At 70.9% G+C, this 20,535-nt stretch carries 20 protein-coding genes; 3 read left to right on the plus strand and 17 right to left on the minus strand.

The window, feature by feature from the left end; translation table 11 throughout:
- Nucleotides 1-272: 272 nt before the first annotated feature.
- The 6 genes from LX12_RS13115 to LX12_RS13140 all read right to left on the minus strand — a co-directional run bounded on the left by LX12_RS13115 (nt 273) and on the right by LX12_RS13140 (nt 7,941).
- Nucleotides 273-1,502: an NAD(P)/FAD-dependent oxidoreductase gene (locus LX12_RS13115; RefSeq protein ID WP_253654984.1), complete on the minus strand. Its 1,230-nt coding sequence runs from the start codon at nt 1,500-1,502 to the stop codon at nt 273-275.
- 47 nt (nt 1,503-1,549) lie between these two features.
- Nucleotides 1,550-2,206, minus strand: coding sequence for a hypothetical protein (locus LX12_RS13120; protein ID WP_253654985.1), 657 nt, complete (start codon nt 2,204-2,206; stop codon nt 1,550-1,552).
- Complete coding sequence (locus tag LX12_RS13125) at nt 2,203-2,820, minus strand: hypothetical protein (RefSeq protein ID WP_253654986.1); 618 nt, start codon at nt 2,818-2,820, stop codon at nt 2,203-2,205. Before LX12_RS13125 ends, LX12_RS13120 begins: the two co-directional genes overlap by 4 nt.
- Nucleotides 2,817-3,437, minus strand: a complete 621-nt coding sequence (locus tag LX12_RS13130) for a hypothetical protein (RefSeq protein WP_253654987.1) — start codon at nt 3,435-3,437, stop codon at nt 2,817-2,819. The genes LX12_RS13125 and LX12_RS13130 overlap by 4 nt, the downstream gene beginning before the upstream one ends.
- Complete coding sequence (locus LX12_RS13135) at nt 3,434-4,015, minus strand: Rv1363c family protein (protein ID WP_253654988.1); 582 nt, start codon at nt 4,013-4,015, stop codon at nt 3,434-3,436. Before LX12_RS13135 ends, LX12_RS13130 begins: the two co-directional genes overlap by 4 nt.
- A gap of 80 nt (nt 4,016-4,095) precedes the next feature.
- Nucleotides 4,096-7,941 carry a WD40 repeat domain-containing protein gene (locus tag LX12_RS13140; RefSeq protein ID WP_253654989.1) on the minus strand — a complete coding sequence of 1,282 codons (3,846 nt, stop codon included), beginning with the start codon at nt 7,939-7,941 and terminating at the stop codon, nt 4,096-4,098.
- 204 nt (nt 7,942-8,145) lie between these two features.
- Between LX12_RS13140 and LX12_RS13145 the strand changes: the two genes are divergently transcribed.
- Nucleotides 8,146-8,514 carry a LuxR C-terminal-related transcriptional regulator gene (locus tag LX12_RS13145; RefSeq protein ID WP_253654990.1) on the plus strand — a complete coding sequence of 123 codons (369 nt, stop codon included), beginning with the start codon at nt 8,146-8,148 and terminating at the stop codon, nt 8,512-8,514.
- Between the two features lie 80 nt (nt 8,515-8,594).
- Here the strand turns inward: LX12_RS13145 and LX12_RS13150 are convergent, their stop codons facing one another.
- The 5 genes from LX12_RS13150 to LX12_RS13170 form a co-directional block, all read right to left on the minus strand.
- Nucleotides 8,595-9,479 carry an SDR family NAD(P)-dependent oxidoreductase gene (locus tag LX12_RS13150; RefSeq protein WP_253654991.1) on the minus strand — a complete coding sequence of 295 codons (885 nt, stop codon included), beginning with the start codon at nt 9,477-9,479 and terminating at the stop codon, nt 8,595-8,597.
- Nucleotides 9,480-9,528: 49 nt separating this feature from the next.
- Nucleotides 9,529-10,113 (minus strand): TetR/AcrR family transcriptional regulator, encoded by a 585-nt coding sequence (locus LX12_RS13155; RefSeq protein WP_253654992.1) that lies wholly within the window; start codon nt 10,111-10,113, stop codon nt 9,529-9,531.
- Nucleotides 10,110-11,447, minus strand: coding sequence for a cytochrome P450 (locus LX12_RS13160; protein ID WP_253654993.1), 1,338 nt, complete (start codon nt 11,445-11,447; stop codon nt 10,110-10,112). Before LX12_RS13160 ends, LX12_RS13155 begins: the two co-directional genes overlap by 4 nt.
- A gap of 66 nt (nt 11,448-11,513) precedes the next feature.
- Nucleotides 11,514-12,491 (minus strand): o-succinylbenzoate synthase, encoded by a 978-nt coding sequence (locus LX12_RS13165; protein WP_372505005.1) that lies wholly within the window; start codon nt 12,489-12,491, stop codon nt 11,514-11,516.
- Nucleotides 12,492-12,575: 84 nt separating this feature from the next.
- Nucleotides 12,576-13,061, minus strand: a complete 486-nt coding sequence (locus tag LX12_RS13170; RefSeq protein ID WP_253654994.1) for a GNAT family N-acetyltransferase — start codon at nt 13,059-13,061, stop codon at nt 12,576-12,578.
- Nucleotides 13,062-13,133: 72 nt separating this feature from the next.
- Here LX12_RS13170 and LX12_RS13175 point away from each other — a divergent pair, with 72 nt between their 5' ends.
- On the plus strand, nt 13,134-13,430 hold the full coding sequence (locus LX12_RS13175; protein ID WP_253654995.1) for an antibiotic biosynthesis monooxygenase family protein: 297 nt from the start codon (nt 13,134-13,136) through the stop codon (nt 13,428-13,430).
- 42 nt (nt 13,431-13,472) lie between these two features.
- Here LX12_RS13175 and LX12_RS13180 read toward each other — a convergent pair whose 3' ends face one another.
- On the minus strand, nt 13,473-14,999 hold the full coding sequence (locus tag LX12_RS13180) for a carboxylesterase/lipase family protein (RefSeq protein WP_253654996.1): 1,527 nt from the start codon (nt 14,997-14,999) through the stop codon (nt 13,473-13,475).
- Between the two features lie 157 nt (nt 15,000-15,156).
- Between LX12_RS13180 and LX12_RS13185 the strand changes: the two genes are divergently transcribed.
- Nucleotides 15,157-15,798 carry an HNH endonuclease family protein gene (locus LX12_RS13185; protein WP_253654997.1) on the plus strand — a complete coding sequence of 214 codons (642 nt, stop codon included), beginning with the start codon at nt 15,157-15,159 and terminating at the stop codon, nt 15,796-15,798.
- Nucleotides 15,799-15,940: 142 nt separating this feature from the next.
- Here the strand turns inward: LX12_RS13185 and mftF are convergent, their stop codons facing one another.
- From mftF to mftA, 5 genes are all read right to left on the minus strand, one after another.
- A complete protein-coding gene (mftF, locus tag LX12_RS13190) occupies nt 15,941-17,419 on the minus strand; it encodes a mycofactocin biosynthesis glycosyltransferase MftF (protein ID WP_253654998.1) in 1,479 nt (492 codons plus the stop codon).
- A gap of 67 nt (nt 17,420-17,486) precedes the next feature.
- A complete protein-coding gene (mftD, locus tag LX12_RS13195) occupies nt 17,487-18,677 on the minus strand; it encodes a pre-mycofactocin synthase MftD (protein ID WP_253654999.1) in 1,191 nt (396 codons plus the stop codon).
- Nucleotides 18,678-18,732: 55 nt separating this feature from the next.
- A complete protein-coding gene (gene mftC / locus LX12_RS13200; RefSeq protein ID WP_253655000.1) occupies nt 18,733-19,938 on the minus strand; it encodes a mycofactocin radical SAM maturase in 1,206 nt (401 codons plus the stop codon).
- Nucleotides 19,935-20,240, minus strand: coding sequence for a mycofactocin biosynthesis chaperone MftB (gene mftB, locus LX12_RS13205; protein ID WP_253655001.1), 306 nt, complete (start codon nt 20,238-20,240; stop codon nt 19,935-19,937). The genes mftC and mftB overlap by 4 nt, the downstream gene beginning before the upstream one ends.
- 1 nt (nt 20,241) lies before the next feature.
- Complete coding sequence (gene mftA, locus LX12_RS13210) at nt 20,242-20,370, minus strand: mycofactocin precursor MftA (RefSeq protein WP_253655002.1); 129 nt, start codon at nt 20,368-20,370, stop codon at nt 20,242-20,244.
- Nucleotides 20,371-20,535 lie beyond the last annotated feature (165 nt).

A 20,535-nucleotide genomic window follows, 5' to 3' on the forward strand; every position in this document is an offset into this window, starting at 1 on the left:
GGACGTCGACTGGGCGGTTCTGGACGCCGAGTGGGCGGCCGGAGCCGCTTGTCGGGCGTCGGCAACCATCTGTCGGACGTCCGACGTTGATCGAACGGACGCTGCCAGGGTCGGATCCCCGCAGCACGCCCCGTCGCGTCATGCGCCCTCCGCCCACTCGACGTCGGTAACCGCCCATTCGACGTCGACAACCGCCCACTCGACGTCGGTGAGCGCCCACTCGAAAATTCCTGGTGCCCAACAGTTGTGGGTAATCCACGCCCGGCGTGGTGTCAGTTCTTCTGCAGCAGTTCCTCGATCGGCGGGGCGTCGGCGACGGTCTTCCGCATCTTCATCACCGCGCCGGCCCGTCCGGCTCCGACGACCCCGGTCAGCTTGCCGTCGCGGCTGAAGTAGGCGAGGAACTTCTCGCCGTCCTCGTCGACGACGTGGATGTCGTCATCGGCGGCCGGCGTGCCCAGGCACTGGATCTTGACGTCGAACTGATCGGTCCAGAAGTAGTGCACCGCAGGCGCGGTCGCGGCCTTCTCGGTGCCGGCGATCACGTCGGCGAGGACCTTCGCCTGCTCGACGGTGTGGTTCCAGTGCTCCACGCGGCGACCGAACTCACCTGATTCGTCGGCCCAGTTGGCCACGTCGCCCAAGGCGTAGACACCCGGTACCGACGTGCGACCGCCGCTGTCGCAGGAGATCCCTCCACCGACCGCCCTGTCGGCGAGCGTGAGACCCACCGACTTCGCGAGTTCGGTGATCGGGATCGAACCGATGCCGATCACGATGAGATCGGTGTCGAGGGTCGAGCCGTCGTCGAGGACGACGCCCCGCACCGCGCCGTCGCCCACGGTCAGACCGGTCACCCCGACACCCGTGCGCACAGTGACGCCACGGTCGGTGTGCATCTTCTCGACGCGCGCACCGATCTCCCGCCCCAACGCGGCGTGCAGGACGGACGGGGCGGGCTCGACGATCGTCACCTGCGCGCCGAGGGTCGACAGGCTGGCCGCGGTCTCACACCCGATGAAACCGGCGCCGACCACCACGATCCGGACACCGTCCCGCAGCTCCTCACGCAGCGCCGAGACGTCGTCGGCGGTGCGGACGACGTGCACGCCGCCCAGCTCGGCGACCGAGGTCGCCTCCTGACCCTCGAGGACGTCGTCGGGGAGGAAGCGGGGGTCGAGGCCGGTGGCCAGCACGAGCGACTCGAACGCGAGCGTCTCGCCGGACCCGACGGAGACGGTGTGACCGTCGAGGTCGATCGACGTCACCTCGGTGTCCAGCAGGAGCGCGATGTGGTTGTCGTCGTACCACTCCCGCGACTTCAGTTCGACGGGTCCGCGCTCGCCGCGCAGGACGGCCTTCGACAGTGGCGGGCGGTCGTACGGGAGGTGCGGTTCCTTGCCGACGAGGGTGACGGGATCGGAGTACCCGGCCTGACGGAGGTTCTCGGCGAGTCGCACACCGCCCAGACCCGCTCCCACGATCACCACACCAGCGCCCATCGGACCACCCTCCTGCTCGTCGTGCGGAGAACCGTGCCGCCGGCGCGTCATCCGCCCGGACCCACCGGGTAGATGTCGGCGAGCCGCCACGTGTCATCGACTCTACGCATGACCGCCCAGCGGGCGATCGACGATGTCGCGGCGTCCGGGGACACCCGCGGGATCGTCGCTCGAAGTGCGGCGTACACGAGGAGCCGCGCGGTGCCGCCACTCTTCTCGGCCACACCCACCGACTGCACCACCGCCTGTTGGGTGGCGGACGTGGCCACCGCACCCGGGAGCGCGGCGTCGGGACCCTGGCTGCGGAGGTCGGCCAGGGCGCGGTCGGTGAGAAGTGGCGTGAGGGTGCGCAGTCGCGCGGCGACCGCGGCGGGGCTGTCGGCCCCGGGCCCGATGGTCAGATAGGCGGTGACCACCTCCGCCGTCCGCCCCCGCAGCGTGGCGTCGTCGGCGTCGCCGGACCGCGGCACGACCAGAGCCACGACGATGGCCGCGACGGCCGTCCCCACCGCGACGCCGACGAGCCCCCCGTCGACCAGGCGAACCGGACGCGACGACCGCACACCGACGGCGGCCAGGCAGACCACCGCGACCGCGAGTGCCACCGCCGGCGGGATCGACCAGCCCGGGGCACCGAGAACCCACAGGACGGCACCCACACCGGCGAGCGCGACGAGCGCGACCACGATCCGCACGGCCCTCATCGCAGCGCCACCTGTCCGATCACCCAGGATCCCGCCTCGCGGATCATGCTCACCGACAGCACGATCCGCCGATCCCCCACGTTCCCCCCGACCAGTTGCGGCGCGGTCGTCTCGGCGACGACGAGGACGTCGGCGGGTCCGGACGACGAGACGGGGCCACCGACGACGCCGGCCGCCACCACCTGACCGGTGCCCGCGGCGCCGAGCGACGCGACCGCGGACTCGATCGCCGGACCGGCCGCGTCGACCCGCCGGCGGTACTCCCCACCGCTCACCGCGCGGGCAGCCGCGAGGTAGCGGTCGGGGTGGGCGGGATCGGCGGTGAGGACCGTGGCGACCGCGGTCGACGCGGCGCGGACGACGTCGTCCGACGGGCCGGATGCGCTCTGCGCGTGCAGGATCGGACTCGCGATCGCCGCGCCGATCGCCACGGTGACGCCGATCCCCGTCGCGGCCACCGCGATCCGGTGTCCGTCCCGGGACGGATGAGCCCGGGTTGCCTCGAGACGCTCCGTCGCGGCGTCGACCGCCGCCCGCGCCGCGACGACCCGCTCGCGCGCGACGACGAGCCGACGGGAGTCCTTCCCGGCGCCGGTGGACGCGTCCGCGCTCATCGGACCACCTGCAACGTCGCGACCGCCCAGCGCCCATCGACGCGGCGGAGCTCGGCCGTCACCGCTCGCGTGGCGCTCGCTCCGTCGGTGGTCACCTCGACGAGCGCGACCACGCCGGCGGCGGCGGGTGACGCCGTGGTGACCCCGGTCTGGAGGGGACGACAATCTGCCCGTCCCTCCGAACCGCCGAGAACGGCTGCGCCCGAACGCAACCTGTCGGCGAGGTCGCCGGTCGCGGCGGCCAGCGCCGCTGCCTGGCGCTCGGGCGACCCGCGCTCGAGCACGCGACAGACGGTCGCGGCGCCCACCTGCCCGACCTGCGCCCTCGTCGTGTCGACCGACCGAGCGTCGGACCGTTCATGTGCGGCGACGCCGACGAGACCGCCGGCGGCCGCGAGGACCACGACGCCCGCGCCGACGGCGACGACCGCCTCGGGAGCTCGCACCACGCGCACCGCGACAGTGAGTGCCACGGCGGCGACGACCGACGTCAGCAGCAGGGACAGCCACCAGCCGGGCGTGCCGACCACCATCGCCATGAGGGCGACCAGGCCGACGGCCACCGTCAGCCCCGCGCCGCCGACCCACATCTGCACGACACGTCGGATCGGCGTCACGGGACCAACCCGACCGACGCGAGTTTGAGCCGCCCGTCGTCGCGGGCGACGTCGACGACGAGCCGCAGCCGGCGCGGATCGCCCTCCTGCACGGCCGCGTCGGTGCGGCGGGTGACGAGCACGGCCGTCACGAGGACCGACCCCCCGTCGCCACGACGGCCGACGAGCGCGACGCCGTCGACGTCACCGGTGGTCTGCGTCCCGAGCCGCGCGACGACGGCACTCCACGAACCGCTCGACTGGGCGAACTCGTCCCGGAACTCCCCCGTCGCGTCGTCGAGGACGCGACCTGCCCGGTCGGGATCACGCGAGTCCGGGGTGAGCAGCGGGGTGGCCAGCGTTCGCGCCGCGGCGAGCACGTCGGCGTCGCTCGGCACGGTGGTGGCCATTCGGCGCCCGACGACGATCCCGGCCGCGACGGCCACCGCCAGGACGACGACGAGGGCCGCGATCGTCCATCGCGGTACGCCCGGCGCGCGGGCGCCCCCCTCGAGGCGTCGGAGGTCGGCCTCGGCGGCGACGAGTTCGCGCCGCGCACGGCGCACCGCCCGACGGGCATCCCGCCTGTCCGAACCCACGCCTCACCTCTTCTCGACCGGGACCGCTGCACCCCCGGCCGGTCCCGCACATCGTAGGTGTCACACGGGTCGCGGCGATCTCACCGACACGGGGGCTGGTACGGCAGCCCCGGGACGTACAGGGCCCACTCGTCGCGGGAGATGGGGTCGGTGTCGATGCGGCACGCGGCGTCCACGACGCCGGTCACGTCGGTGTCCCACGACCCGACCACGCCGGCCGCACCGGTGGCGAGCACCTGCTTGTCTCCCGGCCCGAACTGGACGTCGTAGATGCGCCCCGGGAACGCCTGCAGGCGCGCCGACGCGGTGGGACGCCGCGGATCGCGGACGTCCCAGACCCACAGTCGCCCGTCGGCACCACCCGCCGCGACCCTGGTCCCGTCGCGGCTAAAGGTCGCCCCGTAGACCGCCCCCGTCGGGCCGCCGAGATCGGAGACCACCCGCGGGGCCGCCGGATCCGAGACGTCCACCAACTTCACCTGACTCGTCGCCGAGCTGACCACCACCCGCCGGCCGTCCGGAGAGAACCGCGACGCGAGAGCACCCGTCTCGAACAGCTTCGTGCGGGACAGGATCCTGGGGCGCGACGGCGAGGACAGATCGACCACCACGACGTAGCCGTTCACGGTGGAGACGACCGCGCGACGGCCGCCCGGCGCCATCGACACCCACGCGAGCCCGTCGCCCATGTCGAGCGAGGCGACCTGTCGCGGCGCACGCGGGTCCGCGATGTCGATGACCGGCATCTGCGTCGACAGCGTCGAGCCACCGATCGCCACCGCGCTCTCGTCGCTGACACCCATGGTCTCGACGAGTTTCCCGGGGGTGAGGTCGACCGGCGGTGACACCACGGACGCCCGGGTGGGGTCGGAGACGTCCGCGATGTACATCCGCCCGTCGACGGTCCCGACGGCGACGAGTCTCGCGTCCCGCGTCATGTCCAACGCCGTGAAACCCGTTCCGGCGGGGGGTGACACGTTCGGACCCGCGCGTTGCAGGCCGGCGGTCGGGTCGATCCGCCACTGCGAGAACGCGCCGTCGGCGTCGGAGGTGCTGACCGTGAAGCGCGGACCGTCGGACTGGAAGGCGAACTGGAAGGTGTTCTTCGGCCCGGCCTGCACGGAGTACTGCCTGGACGGCCACACCGCGACGGCGCCGTCCCCGCTCGATGTCACGACCGTGCTCCCCGCGAACGCGGCCTGCGAGACGGTGTTGCCGACCCGCAACGCCTGCGGCGGTGTCCGGTTCACGAGGTCGTAGACGCGCGCGGTGTCGTCGCTGCTGGAGCCGACGAGGTGGGTGCCGTCGTCGCTGTAGGCGACTCCGTTCACGTAGCTGCCGAAGTCGGTGTAGTCGGCGGTCATCACCGGGCGTGTCGGGTCCGTCATGGAATAGGTCTTGATGTCCCGACTCTTCAGCGCGAGCGCCAGCTCACCGGTGCGGGGCGAGAAGTCCGCGTCGTCGGCACTGATGTTGCTCGCCCCGGGCAACGCGATGGCGGAGATGGGGCGGATCGCATCGAGGTCGACGGCGCTGATGTCCACCCGCTGCAACGCGCTGGCGCTCGCGAGGATCCGCCCGTCACGGCTGAACGCGACCATGGTCGCCGCGCCCGCGAACGACGGCGGTGTCGCGAGCGGCGTCCACCGGTGCGACGCGTCCCGTCGGTAGACCTGGATTCCCGGCCCGTCGAGCGCGAGGGCGAGCATCCGACCCGTGGGGTCGAGCGCGAGGTCGACGATCGACGTGGTGACGCGAGGGATGTCGGACAGCGCTCTGGGGCGGGCCGGGTCTCGGACGTCCCATGCCGCGAGTCCGTCAGTGCCGGCCGCCCAGAGCGTCGACCCGTCGGGCGAGAACTTGACACCCAGCAGACGCTGATCGTCGCTCGCCGCGCCGACCGTGGCGATCGACGGCGAAAGACCCGTCGGGGTGAGTCGGAACAACCGCACGCGGTGATCCGACGACGCCGCCGCGACGAACGTGCCGTCGGGTGACACCGCCAGCCCGACACCCCCGCCGGCCGTGGCGCGCCGCGCGGGGATCGGTCCCGACGTCAGGTCGAGCAGGGCCGAGCGCGCCTCGATCGTGGGGCTGAGCCGATACGCGACCAACGCCAACTGCAGTGCGAGGGCGGGGTTGCGCAGCCGCTGCTCGTCGGCGACGTTCGCCAGCCGCGCCGACGTCGCGTCGAGCCGGCTGTTCTCGGCGGCGTTGCGCTGGGACACCGCCTCCGACCGCGCCACCACCGCCAGCACCGCGGCGACGAGGGCGACGACGGCGAACAGGCAGGCGGTGACGGTGATCGCCCGCATCCGACGGGCCTGTCGTTTGCCGCGCTCGGCGATGTGGTCGCGACGGGCCACGGCCCGGTCGAGGAAGCGACGTTGCTCGCCGGTGACACGCATGGCGTTCTCCGGGGAGTCGGCGAACTCGGTGAACAGGTCGAGGCGGCCGCCCAGGGGCAGCAGTTCGGGTGCCTCGTCGCCGTCGACCCAGAGCTCGACCGCGGCCTGGAGGCGGCGGGCGATGAGGAGCTGGTCGCGGTCCTCGTCGACCCACCGCATGAGACGGGGCCACGCCGACAGCAGCGCCTCGTGGGCGATCTCGGCGTGCGTCTCCGACACCGACACCAGGCGGGCGGCGGCGAACCTGTCGAGCACTCCGGCCGCGCGGCGCTCGCGGACGTCACGCTTGGCGTCCGGCTTGTCGGCCGCCGGGACGCCGAGTTCGGCCAACGGCGCACGACGACGCGACGTGGTGTCGTCGTCGACCATGGTCATGGCCAGCAGCTGCCGGCGGGCCACCATCTTCTCGGCGTAGTCGAGCTCGCTGTAGACCCGCTCCGCGGTCTGCTCCACCGCGCCGCGGATGCGTCCGGTCGCGACGTAGTCGGCGACGGTGAGTGTCCGCTTGTTCGAGCGCGACCACGTCGACAGCAGGGCGTGCGAAAGCAGGGGCAGAGCGCTGCCGAGACCGGTCGCGGTGAGCCCCGGACGCAGATCGGCGATGAGCAGGTCGACGAGATCGTCGGAGACCGTGATGCCCGCGACCGCGGCCGGCCCGACGATGACGTCCCGGAGCTGACCGTGGTCGAGCGCGGGCACCAGCACCGTCGCGTTCTGCAGGGCGCGGGCGGCGCGCGGGTTCTCGGCGAGGACGCCGTAGTAGTCGGCCCGGACGGTGATGACGCCGAACGTCCGCTCCCGGCGCGACGCGGTGAACTCCGCCAGCGCGACGATCAGGTCGCGGCGGGCGTCGGAGTCGTTGACCGTGTACATCTCCTCGAACTGGTCGATGGCGATCAGCACCGGCCCGTCTCCCGCGGGCAGCGATGCAACGGCCGAGCGGAACGACCCGACGGGGTCGCCGCCGGGGGTGAAGAGGAGGTAGCGCCAGTCCTCGAACGGGCCCTCCCGGCCGATCTGCGCGAGCAGTCCCGCCCGCAGCACCGACGACTTCCCGGCACCCGAGGGACCGACGAGCGTCACGACCGGCAACCGGTCGACGCCGGTGACGATCGCCGTCGGGCGCTCCGACTGCTCCAGGACGGTCTCGATCACGAGGTCGGTCACGTCGGCGCGGCCGAAGAACACCGAGTGGTCGTCGACCTCGAACGGGGTGAACCCCCGATAGGGCGACGCCGGGAGGGCGTTCTTCCGCGGCGCCTGCCGCCGCGCACGGGCCGCGGCGTCCAGCCACTCGTCGTGCTCGGGCTCGGCGACCCCGATCGCCTCGAGCACGCGCCGGAGCGCGTCCTCCATCTGTGACTGCGGGGCGTGATGCCCGGCGAACCATCCCCCGACGGTCGCGGCGCTGGCGCCCGCCCGGCCCGCGATCTCGCGGATCGAGAGCCCCGCGACCGATTTCTGCTCGGTCAGGGCACGCGCGAGCTCCTCGCGCGTCTCGATCGTCTCGGGTCGCACAGATCCCCTCCACCTGGGCTTTCACCCGTCACCCGGCTGTACGACGTACGGACCTCCGTACGGACCTGGCCGTACGTGCCGCCACCGCTGGAACGCGCACGCCCCGCCGGAGATAGTTCTCACATCGCACACCTGTTCAGCAACTGCAGGTGCACACAGGTCCCCCGACCGGAGGAAATCGTACCCATGTCCGTGGCCCCCCATATGCCGGTTGTGTCCCCCTACGCCCGACTGGCGTCGAGCGCACCCGCCTCCACGCACCCGCTGCGCCGACCCTCCGCACTCCGGGTCGTCCCGACCCCGCCCGCGCCGGCGGTCGAGGCCGCGCCGCCCGCGCCCCCTGTCGAGCGCCCGTCGCTGTCCCGTCGCGAGGTCGAGGTCCTGCTCGCCTGGCTCGCCGCCGAGTCGAAGGCCGAGGCCGCCGCGGCCCTCTACATCACCGCCTCGACGGTCAACACCCACCTGACCCGCATCCGGGCGAAGTACACCGCCGTCGGTCGGCCCGCCCGCTCGAAGGCGAACCTGTTCGCCCGCGCCATCCAGGACGGCTACACGCGCCTCGACGAGTGGTGAGTCCCGGCTCGACTCGCTCCTGACACGACGAGACCCCGCCGACATCCGTCGGCGGGGTCTCGTCGTGTGGCGGGTCGCTGCTACTTGGCGACGGGGGTGCCGTTCACCCGCTTGAGGTACTCGGCGCGCTCGACGTCGTCGTAGCTGAGGAACATGCTGTTCATCCCGGTGAGACGACCCAGCGATCGCTTGAGGCCGGGGGCCATGACCGGGTTCGCGTGGACCCACGCCATCGAGCGCGGCACCGTGATGTGCGTCGTCGAGCCGAGGATGCTGTTGCGCACCTCGCGGGCCACGTCCTCGGGGCCGACGGTCTGGACGAACTTGTTCGTCGCGATGCCGGAGATGAGCGCGGTCCGGGTGAAGGTCGGGTTGACCGTCTTCACCCGCACACCCTGCGGTGCCAGCTCGACGTCGGCGGCCTCGGAGAAGGTGATGACGCCGGCCTTTGCGCCGTTGTAGATGGTCAGGCCCGGGACCGGAAGCCGGCCGGCCACCGACCCGATGTTGATGACCTGACCGCCGCCGCGGGCGATCATGCGCTTGGCCGCGCACTGGGTACCGATGACGACGCCGAGCAGGTCGATGTCGAAGTTCCGCTTGATGACGTTGAGGTCGTAGTTCAGCAGCGGACCGGTCGGCATGATGCCGGCGTTGTTGATCAGGACGTCGATGGGTCCGGCGACCTTCTCGACCTCGTCGAGGAAGTTCTCGAACGACTCGGGGTCGGTGACGTCGAGGACGAAGCCCTCGTGGCCGAGGTCGGCGGCCGCCTTGCCGACCGCCTCGTCGTCGATGTCACCGATGACGACGGTCGCGCCGGCGTCGCGGAGGGTCTTCGCGGTCTCCAGACCGATGCCGCGCGCGGCACCGGTGATGGCGATCGTCAGGCCGCGCACGTCGGGACGGTCGGCGGTCGCGCGCTTGCCGCGCACCCGCGACAGGATGCCGGTCTTCGGGCTCATGGGGTACTCCTGGTTTCTCTCTCGTGCGGAGTGGTGCGCGCGCGGCGCGTCACCACACCATGGGGGACAGATGTTTGGCCGCGAAGGCGCGGACGTACTCGGGTTCCTGTTTCTCCTCCGACCCCGGGACCTCGAGCTGTGAGATGACAAGTCGGACGATGATCTCGACGGCGTCGGTGAGGTCGGGGTCGGGGCGCACCGCCCCCACCCCGCGCAACGCGCGGACGGTGCGCGCGGTGACCGCGTCGATGAACATCGACGTGACCGACGACGACGTGATGCCCTTCATCTCGAGGTCGTCGACGACGAGCCGGTGCATCAGCGGATCCTTCAGGATGAGCTGCGCGCCGACGGCGAACGCCTCGGCGATCGCCTCCGGTGGCGTGAGGCCCACGATCGCCTGCTCCATCTGGGCCATCCCGTCCTTGTAGAGACGGGTGGCCACGGCCACCAGCAACGACTCCTTGTTCGGGAAGCGCCGATAGAGCGTGCTGCGCGACACCTCGGCGCGGCGGGCGATTTCGTCGACCGATGCCTTGCGGACCCCGACCTCGGTGAACTCCTGCGCGGCGGCGGTGAGGATCGCCTCCTCCTGGAGCTCCGGGTCGTCGGTGTTGCGGGTCTTGCGGCTCATCGCTTCCGCAGCGTCACGGGGAACCCGTCCTTCGGGATCGGCAGCGAGCTGTAGTTCATAGGCAGCGTGTAGTCGTCGGGCACCGACCATTCGTAGTTCCGCAGCAGCTGATGCATGATCGTCTTGATCTCCATCTGCCCGAAGTACAGGCCGATGCACTTGTGCACGCCACCGCCGAACGGGTGCCACGCCATCCGGTGCTTCTTGTCCTCGGCCCGGTCGGGACCGAAGCGTTCGGGATCGAAGCGCCACGGATCGCTGTAGATCTCCGGGTCGTAGTGGTCGCTGAGAGCCGTCAGCGAGACGAAGGTGCCCTTCGGCACGAAGTAGCCCTGGATCTGGGTGTCCTTCACCGCGGCGCGCGGATGGGCGGGCACCGGGGTGCACATCCGCAGCGACTCCTTAAAGATCAGGTCGAGCTCGGTCAACTTGCCCAGGTCGTCGTACGACAGCTCCGAGTCCATCGCCAGCGACTGCTCGCGGGCGCGGCGCTGCCACTCCGGCGACTTCGCCATCCGGTAGCACATCTGGGTCATCGAGATCGTCGACGTGTCGTGCGCGGCCATGAGCACGAAGATCATGTGGTTGACGATGTCCTCGTCGGAGAAGGTCTTGCCCTCCTCGCTCTCCGCGTGGCACAGCACCGAGAACAGGTCGTCGGTCTTGGTGGCCCGCTTGGCCGGGATGTGCGAGTAGAAGAAGTCCTCGAGGATCTTGCGCGAGCGGATCCCCTTGCCCCAGCGGGTGCCCGGGATCGGCTTGCGGATCACCGCGACGCCGGCCTGCACCGTCTCGAGGAACGCCTTGTTGATGCGATCGGCCTCGGCCTTGGGCAGTTCGAGGCCGAGGAACACCTCGAGGGCGACGTCCAGCGTGAGCGCCTTGAACTCGTGGAACAGCTCGACCTGACCGGTCGGAAAGGTCTGCATGCGCTGGGCGATCATCGGCTGCATCAGCGCCATGTACTTCTTCAGCACGGCCGGGTTGAAGCCCTGCTGGAGGATCAGCCGGTGGCTGCGGTGCTCGTCGAAGTCGAGCAGCATGACGCCCCGGTTGAAGAACGGTCCGATGAGGAACGTCCACGCCGGGCCGTTCGCGAACGCCTTGTCCTTGTTCATCAGGACCTGCTCGGTGGCCTCCGGCCCCGAGGCGACGACCCAGTCGCGCCCGAACATCTTCAGCGCCGAGATCTTGCCGAACTCGGCGAGGCGCTTGCGCTGGAATCCGAACGGGTCGTGGCGCATCTGCAGCACGGCCATGACCCCGTTCTTCTTCTGGAGCGGGACCTCCTTCAAGCCGCTGTCGGTCGGAGCCCGGAACGTCGTGGCCGTCATCTCATGCACCTCCATTGGAACAGATACGAAGAATCGTATCTTTGGAGGCGGCCGGTGTCTACCAGGTCACACTCGCGCCCACTCCGACGCGGCGTGTCCAGCCGCGAGCAGGGCGTGGGTCCGGGTCAGCCGCTCGCGCCACCACGTCGCGCGGACGGGGTCGGCGAGCAGGAGGTCGTCGTCGGGGGCGACGAGGCGCGGGTGGACCCGACCGTCGACCGGGACGAACGGCGTCGCGACGTCGCGGGTGAACATCGTCCCGGTGCCCAGCCCACAGGCGAGGGTCTCGCCGGGGAGGGCCGCGGCGCAGGAGACACCCGCGGCCATGCCGACGGCCGAGTCCAGTGCGCTCGACACGACGATGTCGAGGTCGATGTCGGCGGCGATCGCGAGGACCCGTCGCATCCCACCCAGCGGTGCGACCTTGACCACGGCGACGTCGGCCGCGCCCGCGCGGACCACCCGCAGCGGGTCCTCGGCGCGACGGATGCTCTCGTCGGCCGCGATCGGGGTGTCGACGGCGGCGCGAACCGCCGCCAGCTCCTCGACGGTGGCGCACGGTTGTTCCGCGTACTGCAGCTCGCCGAGCTCGCGGATCGTCGAGATCGCCTGCTGCGGAGTCCACTTCCCGTTCGCGTCGACACGGACGTTCGGGACGCGGTCGCGGACGGCCGCGACGCGCCGCACCTCGTCGTCGAGGGTGTCCCCCGGTTCGGCGACCTTGACCTTCGCCGTCGTCGCGCCCGGGAAGCGGTCGAGGATGGCTGCGACGTCGTCGGCGGGGACGGCCGGGACGGTCGCGTTGACCTCGACGCTGTCGCGGAGCGGCGACGGAGGGCCCTGCCACGCAGCCTCGATCCCGGCCGCCAACCACCAGGCCGCCTCGGCGTCGTCGTACTCGGGGAACGGTCCGAACTCACCCCATCCGGCCGGCCCGCGGAACACCATCACCTCGCGGGTCGTGATGCCGCGGAACCGTTCTCGCATCGGCAACGCCACCACCTGCGCGGTGTCCAGGATCTCCTCGAGGCTCGGGATGCTCACCGATCCACCGTGGCACAGATCGGATCCCGGTTTCAGGCGGTTCTTCCCGGCCAGCGGGAACAACCGCCTCCTCGTGCGTCCAGATCACGGATGCAGCGGCAGTCGCATCGCCAGTTCAGTCAACGACGGGTAGGCGGGGTTCTGCACGGTGACGCCGGTGGGCGCGAAGCCGAACTGCTCGTAGAGGCGCCGGGCGCGGTCGTTCGTCTCGGCGACGTGGAGCATGGCCGACGGCGCGTGCTGTGCAGACCACGCGACGAGCTCGGTCATAAGCGCGGACGCCACACCCGATCGACGTTCGTCCGGGATGACATAGACGCTGTAGACCCAGGCCACGCCGTCCGCGACGTGTGCGCGCATCGAACCGATCCACCGCGCACCGTCGACGGTGACGAGAGCGACGCCGTGTGGATCGCGGTGCGCCTCGAGGAGCGACCGCCACGACTGGTCGGGGCGAGCGGCCATGTCCTCGGGAGTGGCCCCGAACGCGTGGGGCGACTCGATCGCAGCGGAGATCCGGAACGCGCGGTACTCCGCCCAGTCGTCGCCGGTGAGTCGCCTGATCTCCACAGGCGGGAACCGTACGGCCGGACGCGACCCGTCGTCGACCGGATTTTCGCCCGTATCGACGACGATCAATCGGTGATCACCGAACACGCGTTGCTGCCCGTCGATCCCGATCGCGCCGACGAGTTCGAGGCCGCGTTCGACGAGGCGCGGCACGTCATCGCTGCATCGCCCGGGTTCGGCGGGCTCGAGCTGCTCCGGTCGATCGAGTCGCCCGACACCTATCTGCTGCTCGTCCGGTGGGAATCCGTCGAGGCGCACACCGGCGGCTTCCGAGGGTCATCCGGCCACACGCGGCGGAAGGAACTGCTGCACCGCTTCTACGACCCGTTCCCCACCGTCGAGCACTTCGTGCCGATCACACAGGCGTAGTGATCGTTCCCGCTCAGCGGGAAACATCGCTACGGATCGGCGTCAGCGGACTCCGGTGAGGGGGAGTTCGTCGGCGCGGGGGTCGTGCACGACGGCGTCGGGCGCGAGGTCGGGGTCGCCGAAGGTGCGGACAGGGCGAGGTGAGTCCGGACGTACCGCGTCCCAGCCGGGATCGCCGGTGGTCGCGAACCGGACCCAGGTCGCGTGGACGTCGTCGGCCAGCCACTGCGGCGCCTCGGGGCCCGTCATCGCCGCGGTTCGGTCGAGGGTGTCGAAGACGAACGGCAGCTCGAGCGCATGCGCCGAGCGCAGGTCGCGCACCGGTGTGGGCCAGGCGAACTCGTACTGCCACGCCGACTGCCCGTCGCGCGCGGCGATCGCGTCGACGATGTCGGCGCTGCCCGACCGGAACGCGTGGTCGGTGAGTGCGGCACACAGGACGTCCCCGGGGGTCGCGCCGGGACGGTTGCCCGAGTAGACCGACGCCGCGTCGCCGTCCATGCCGAAACGCGCGAACACCGCCGGCAGCAGCTCCTCGGTCACACCACCGGCGACCCCGGTCGGCACGAGGAAGAAACGGAACTCGTCGCGCGTCGTGCCGACGAGCACGTCTACACCGGTGCCCGCGCCGCCGCGCAGCGCGTCGATCGGCAGCTGCTCCTGCACGGTACCGTCGATCGTGGGGAACAGCGCCATGATCCCGAGCCCGCGAGACACGATGGAGCGACCCCATCGCTGCGGGTTCGGATCGGTCATCAGCGCGACCGTCTGGTCGGTCTGGGCCTTGAGGATCGTGTCGGTGTCGAGCTGGGCGACGCCGGACACGGTGGGCGGCAGGCTGAACCGCTCGGTGAAGTCGGCGGTGACGAGACGCGCGTCGGCGACCTCGGCCGCGGCCGCCCCGCTGCCGCTCTGGACGACCGCGCGACGGAAGAGGCCCGCGGCGAGCGGTGACGCCAGCAGCGACGCGATGCTCATCGCGCCGGCCGACTCCCCGAAGACGGTGACGCGGTCCGGGTCTCCGCCGAACGCGGCGACGTTGTCCTGCACCCACCGCAGCGCGGCGATCTGGTCGAGCAGGCCCCGATTGTCCGGCGCGCCGGGGAGGCTGAGGAACCCGAGCGCGCCCAGGCGGTAGTTGATGCCGACCATGACGACACCGTCGCGCGCGAACGCCGCCCCGTCGTAGGTCGGGATGCTGTGGGCGCCGCGGACGAACGCGCCACCGTGGATCCACACCATCACCGGCAGCCCGCGGGCGCCGGGGTCGGGCGTCCAGACCGACAGGTTCAGCGACTCGTCACCCGGCGAGACCGAGGCCGGCAGCAACTGATCGAACGGTGCGACGTACGGCGTCTGCGGCGGGGTCGGGCCGTGCGCCGTCGCGTCGCGCTCGCCGTCCCACGGGTGGACGGGAGCCGGGGCGGCGAACCGCGCCTCCCCCACCAGCGGCGCGGCGTACGGGATGTTCAGGAACGCGTGGACGGTGCTGTCCCCCACCGGCACCCGCGCTCCCCGCAGGACACCCGCAGCCGTCGTCACCCGCACACCGTCGTGCTCGTCAGTCATGCCGACCAGCCTGCCACGCGCTGCTCGGCACCGGCGGCATTCGGCCATTCCGTTAGTTCGCACACCATTCGTGTCGATGCAACTGTCCGTGCATCCGAGGTCCCTAGCGTCCGCGACAAGGGGGACGACGGGGGACGACGCGAAGGATCCACAACCCATGCCCTTGCTGTCACGCGGGCGGCTCCTTGCCGCCCTGCTGGTCGTGTTCGCCACGTCGGCAACGACTCTCGTCGCCGGACCGGCCGGCGCCACACCACCCGACATCCCGTCGGCGTCGACCGCGCGATCGATGCTCGCGGGGCTGACCGTTGCCGCCGAGGGCTCGATGTCCGGGTACTCGCGTGACCTGTTCCCCCACTGGATCGCCCAGTCCGGCACCTGCGACACCCGCGAGACCGTCCTGAAGCGCGACGGCACCAGCGTCGTCACCGGCAGCGACTGTTACCCGACGTCCGGCCGCTGGTACTCGCCCTACGACGGGGCGACGCTGACCGCGGCCTCCGACGTCGACATCGACCACGTCGTGCCACTGGCCGAGGCGTGGCGGTCGGGTGCGGCGTCGTGGACGACGGCGCGGCGGCAGGCGTTCGCCAACGACCTGCAGCACGCACAGCTGATCGCGGTGTCGGCGAGTGCGAATCGCAGCAAGGGCGACCAGGACCCGTCCACGTGGCAGCCGACGCTCACGTCCTACCGATGCACCTACGCCCGCATGTGGATCGGCTCGAAGGACGCGTGGGGCCTGAGCCTCCAGTCCTCCGAGAAGTCCGCACTGTCCGCCGCACTCGACGCCTGCTGAGAGGATCCACCGTGCCCGAACTGTTTACCGTCACCACCGTCACCCCCGGTGCCGTCATGACCGACGAGGTCGGAGTCATCACCGGATCGGTCGAGATCGTCTGCGACTGCGACGATTCTGCGCACGCCACGGTTCGCGTCCGCTACGAGGACGCGGCCGAGTGGTACCGCGTCAGCGAACTCGACCGCGACCTCGCCGGCCCCGACGACCTCGACGCGTTCCACCGCGAGGTCGTCGGGATGTTCACCGCCCCGGCGACCTGAGCCGTCCGCGCGCGAGGTCGGACGGTCGGCAGCAGACCGGCCACCGACCTCGCGCGAACGGCGCCGCTCCAGACGCCGGCGCAGTAGGCGAGGTCGTCGAGCAGACCGATGACGGGGAACGCCACGACGTCGACGGCTCGCTTCCCGGCGCCGTGGGAGGCCGGCGTCACCGCGTCCCGTGTCCGCAGGACGAGGTCCGCGGCGATCGCCACTGCTGCCCATCGGCGGGACACGGGTGACACCACCGCGACGGCAACCGCGACCGGCGCGTAGACGCGGACCGCCAGCGATGCGAGATGCCTCAGCGCGTGGGGTGCAGCCCGTGCCACCACACGCGTCGCGACGGCGCTCGCGACGGGTGTCTGTGCGACGAGGCGCCGGTGGTGGCGGTGGTCCGTCGCCAGCCCGATCACACCGGCGGCTGCGCGGATGTGCCACGGGAGGCCGGTCGCGGCGAGCAGGACCGCTGCTGTCAGCGGCGTCAGCTCGATCGGCGCCCCCGCTGCGCGGTGCCTCCGGGCAAGACCGCACGTCCCTGTGCCGTACTGATGGCGACGACGCAGCACCCCGAGGAGACCGGTACGCCGGTGCTGGTGTCGGACCCGCGCCGTGGGCACGAACTGGACGGCTCGACCGGCGGCGACCACACGCCAACACAGGTCGACGTCCTCACCGATGCGCAGATCCTCATCCCACGCCGTCGCCCACGTGCTGCGGACCACCATCGCCGCACCGGGCACGAAGGTGACCGCCGTGTGCGGTGCGACACGACACAGCCGGTCGCCGCGATCGAGTGAGCTGGTCGCGGCGTCGTATCGCGCAACGACGCCGTCGCTGCCGGTGTCGGCGAGTACGCGGGGCGCGACGATGTCGACGAGGGGGTCGTCGAAATGCGGGAGCAGGTGGTCGAGCCAACCGGCTTCGGCGACGACATCCGAGTCGAGAAACGCCACGAGCGGAGTGCCCGCCGCACGCGCACCGACCACCCGCGCCGCCCCCGGACCACGATTCACGGGCAGCCTGATCACGGTGACCGACGGATGCACGTCGACGTCGACCCGCACCGGGATCGCGGATGCGTCGTCCACCACGATGACCGGCGTGTCCCGCACCGATCGCAGGAGCCGGTCGAGACCCGCCGCGTCGTCGCGTACGGGCACGACGACGGTCACCGCGATCCCCGTCCTGCCGGACCGCACGATCGGGGTCGCGACACCCAGCTCGATGAGCGTCCGCGCGAACCGCGCCGACGCGGGGTCGCCCACGACGAACCGATCCCGCCTCGCCAACCGTGAGGTCGTCTGGTCCAGGCGCACCGTCCGCAGGGGCCATCCGCCGATGAGCCACGGGTCGACCACGACGAACCCGCTGCGATCGACCTCGACACAGAATCCGTCGGGTAGGACACCGGAACTCGCCGGGCCGTCAGCGGACAGCGTCGTGTCCGAATCGCTTCTCGAAGCCCTCGGGCATGACGAGGTCGTCGCGGGTGAGTTCGTGGATGCTCTTGCGGCCCAGTCCCATCAGTGCGGAGTCGATGCCGCCGCGCATGATGTCGAGGACGTTCTCCACGCCGGCCTGGCCGTTGGCCGCAAGACCCCACAGGTAGGCGCGGCCGATCATCACCGCACGCGCACCGAGCGCCACGGCCTTGACCACGTCACTGCCGCGGCGGACACCGCCGTCGAGCAGTACCTCGACGTCGTGACCGACGGCGTCGGCGATCGGTCCCAGCATGCGGATCGAGGCCGGCGTCCCGTCCAGGTTGTTGCCGCCGTGGTTCGACACCGAGATCGCCGTCGCACCGATGTCCACCGCACGACGCGCATCGTCGAGCCGAGTGATGCCCTTGACCATGAACGGCCCGTCCCACTGTTCCCGCAGCCAGGCCAGGTCCTCCCACGACGGCGGCGCGGTCTGCATCCACTGCCCGTACGCACCGAAGAACGTCGGGCCCTTCTGGCCCTGGTCGACGACGTTCGGGGCGGTGAGATCGGGGATGACGGGCTTGCCCTTGTTGAACCAGTCCCACAGGTACCGCGGGCGCATCGCGATCTCCGGGGCCAACTTCAGCAGCGCCTTGACGTCGACCTTCTCCGGGATCTCCGGCGACCCCCAGTCCCTCCCCATGGAGAACGACCAGTCGGTGGTGACGATCAGACCCTTCGCCCCGGCCGCGCGGGCACGCTCGGCTCGCCGCAGGATGTCCTCCCTCGAGTTCAGCCAATAGGCCTGGAAGAAAATGCTGTCGTTGACAGCGGTGACGTCCTCGATCGCCCGGCTGGCGAAGCTCGACAGACCCATCGCCGTGCCGCGGGAGGCGGCTGCGCGGGCGACGGCGACCTCGCCTTCCTTGTCCACCGCCTGCACGCCGGTCGGCGAGATGATCACCGGCAGCGAGATCTCCTGGCCCATCACCGACGTCGACAACTCGCGGTCGGCGTGCGCACCGACGACATGCGGCGCGAACCCGATCTCGGAGAACGCCTCCACGTTGTCGGCGAGAGTGACTCCCTTCTCGCTACCCGCGACGAGCGAGGAATACACCGACTTCGGCAGGCGCTTCTTCGCGCGACGCTGCGCCTCGAGAACGGTCTCGAACCAGGGATTCGACATGGGTGATCAACTGCTTTCGTGGAGAGGTCAGCGGGCGAAGCCCGCGGTGTGGTCGTCAGCGGGCGAAGCCCGCGAGGGGGTTCTCGTCGCAGTCCCGCGACGGGGGTCGGGTCATGAGCTGTAGGGGCACGCCACGGGAGTGGTCCTTGTTCGGCGTCGGCGTGCTGCGGTCGCCGGCGAGCAGCGACTCCCCGTAGCCCTGCACGCATTCAGGGTCCGGGCCGTCCAACGGCAAGCCGGTGAAGAACTTCGCCGCCATGCACCCGCCACGACAGGAGTCGTAGTGGTTGCACGACGCGCACGCGCCGGCGCTCTGCGGTTCCCGCAGTTCGGTGAACAGCTCCGAGTGCTGCCACACCTCCCGGAAGCCACCGGGCTCGGTGACGTTGCCGGCGAGGAAGTTCTCGTGGATCGCGAACGGACACGCATACACATCGCCCACCGGGTCGATGAGGCACACCACCCGTCCCGCACCGCACAGGTTCAACCCCGGCAACGCACCGCCGGGTGAGCCGTCGGAGAACGCGGACAGGTGGAAGAACGAGTCCCCGGTCAACACACCCTCCCCATGGGCGACCAGCCAGTCATAGAGGGCGCGTTGCTGTTCCGGCCGCGGGTGCAGGTCATCCCACACATCCGCACCCCGACCCGACGGACGCAACCGCGTGATCCGCAACGTCGCCCCGAAACGATCCGCGAGAGATTTGAACTCGTCGAGCTGCGACACGTTGTGACGGGTGACGACGACACTGATCTTGGCGTCGCGGAACCCGGCGTCGGCGAGATTCTGCAGCGCACGCACCGCCATGTCGAACGACCCCGCACCCCGCACCGCGTCGTTGACCTCCGCGGTGGCCCCGTCGAGCGAGATCTGCACGTCCACGTAATCCGACGCCGCCAACCGGGCCGCCACCTCCGGGGTGATCCGTAACCCGTTGGTGGAGAACTTCACCCCCACCTGATGCTCCGTCGCGTAGTCGACCAACTCCCAGAAGTCCGACCGCACCGTCGGCTCCCCGCCACCGATGTTGACGTAGAACACCTGCATCCGCTGCAACTCGTCGATGATGGCCTTGCACTGCTCGGTGGACAGCTCGCGGGGGTCGCGCTTGCCCGACGACGACAGGCAGTGCACACACGCCAGGTTGCAGGCATACGTCAGCTCCCACGTCAGGCAGATCGGCGCATCCAGGCCGCGCTCGAACTGATCCACCAGACGCGGAACCGGTTGAGAAGCGGGGCGGTCGAGCATCGAGGTCATGAGATCTCCTGGTCGGTGTCCACGGGGACGATGGTTCGCGTGGCGGCGAGCGATGCGAGCGCGGCGAGGTGGACCGAACGATCCTCGGTCGCGATGCCGGAGGACATCACGGCCTCTGCGGCCGTCGGGTGGTCGCCGAGGGAGCGGACGAGTTCGACGAGAGCGAGGCTCTTGAGGAACGACAACCGGCGCGTACCGAAGTGATAGAGCAGGGCGCCGAACGGCTCGGGTCGCACCGCCACCCGCGGGTCGAGCACCCAGGCGATCGACGCGTCGAACCCGAGGGCGGCGGGCGACGCCATCTCAGTAGACCCCGCACATACCGTCGATCGAGACCTCCTCGACGAGGCTCTCCGACACCAGGTCGGCGGCGGGGACCTCGACCGCCGACTCGCGTGCGTCGACGCCGGTGGCAACAGTGTTCTCGGCCATCATGATTCCTCTCGATCGGTGGTCGTGTGCGCTCACCGTAGGAGTGGCCGCGGCGTTGTCGTCGCAGGTCGAACGCGAACCCACCGTTCGGAACGCCGACCCACCCGATCGGGCAGGCCGGCCACCCGCCCTGACAGTGCGTTCTCGTCGACCGTCCGGTCGACG

The sequence above is a fragment of the Williamsia serinedens genome, assembly GCF_024171725.1.
Taxonomy (GTDB): domain Bacteria; phylum Actinomycetota; class Actinomycetes; order Mycobacteriales; family Mycobacteriaceae; genus Williamsia_A; species Williamsia_A serinedens.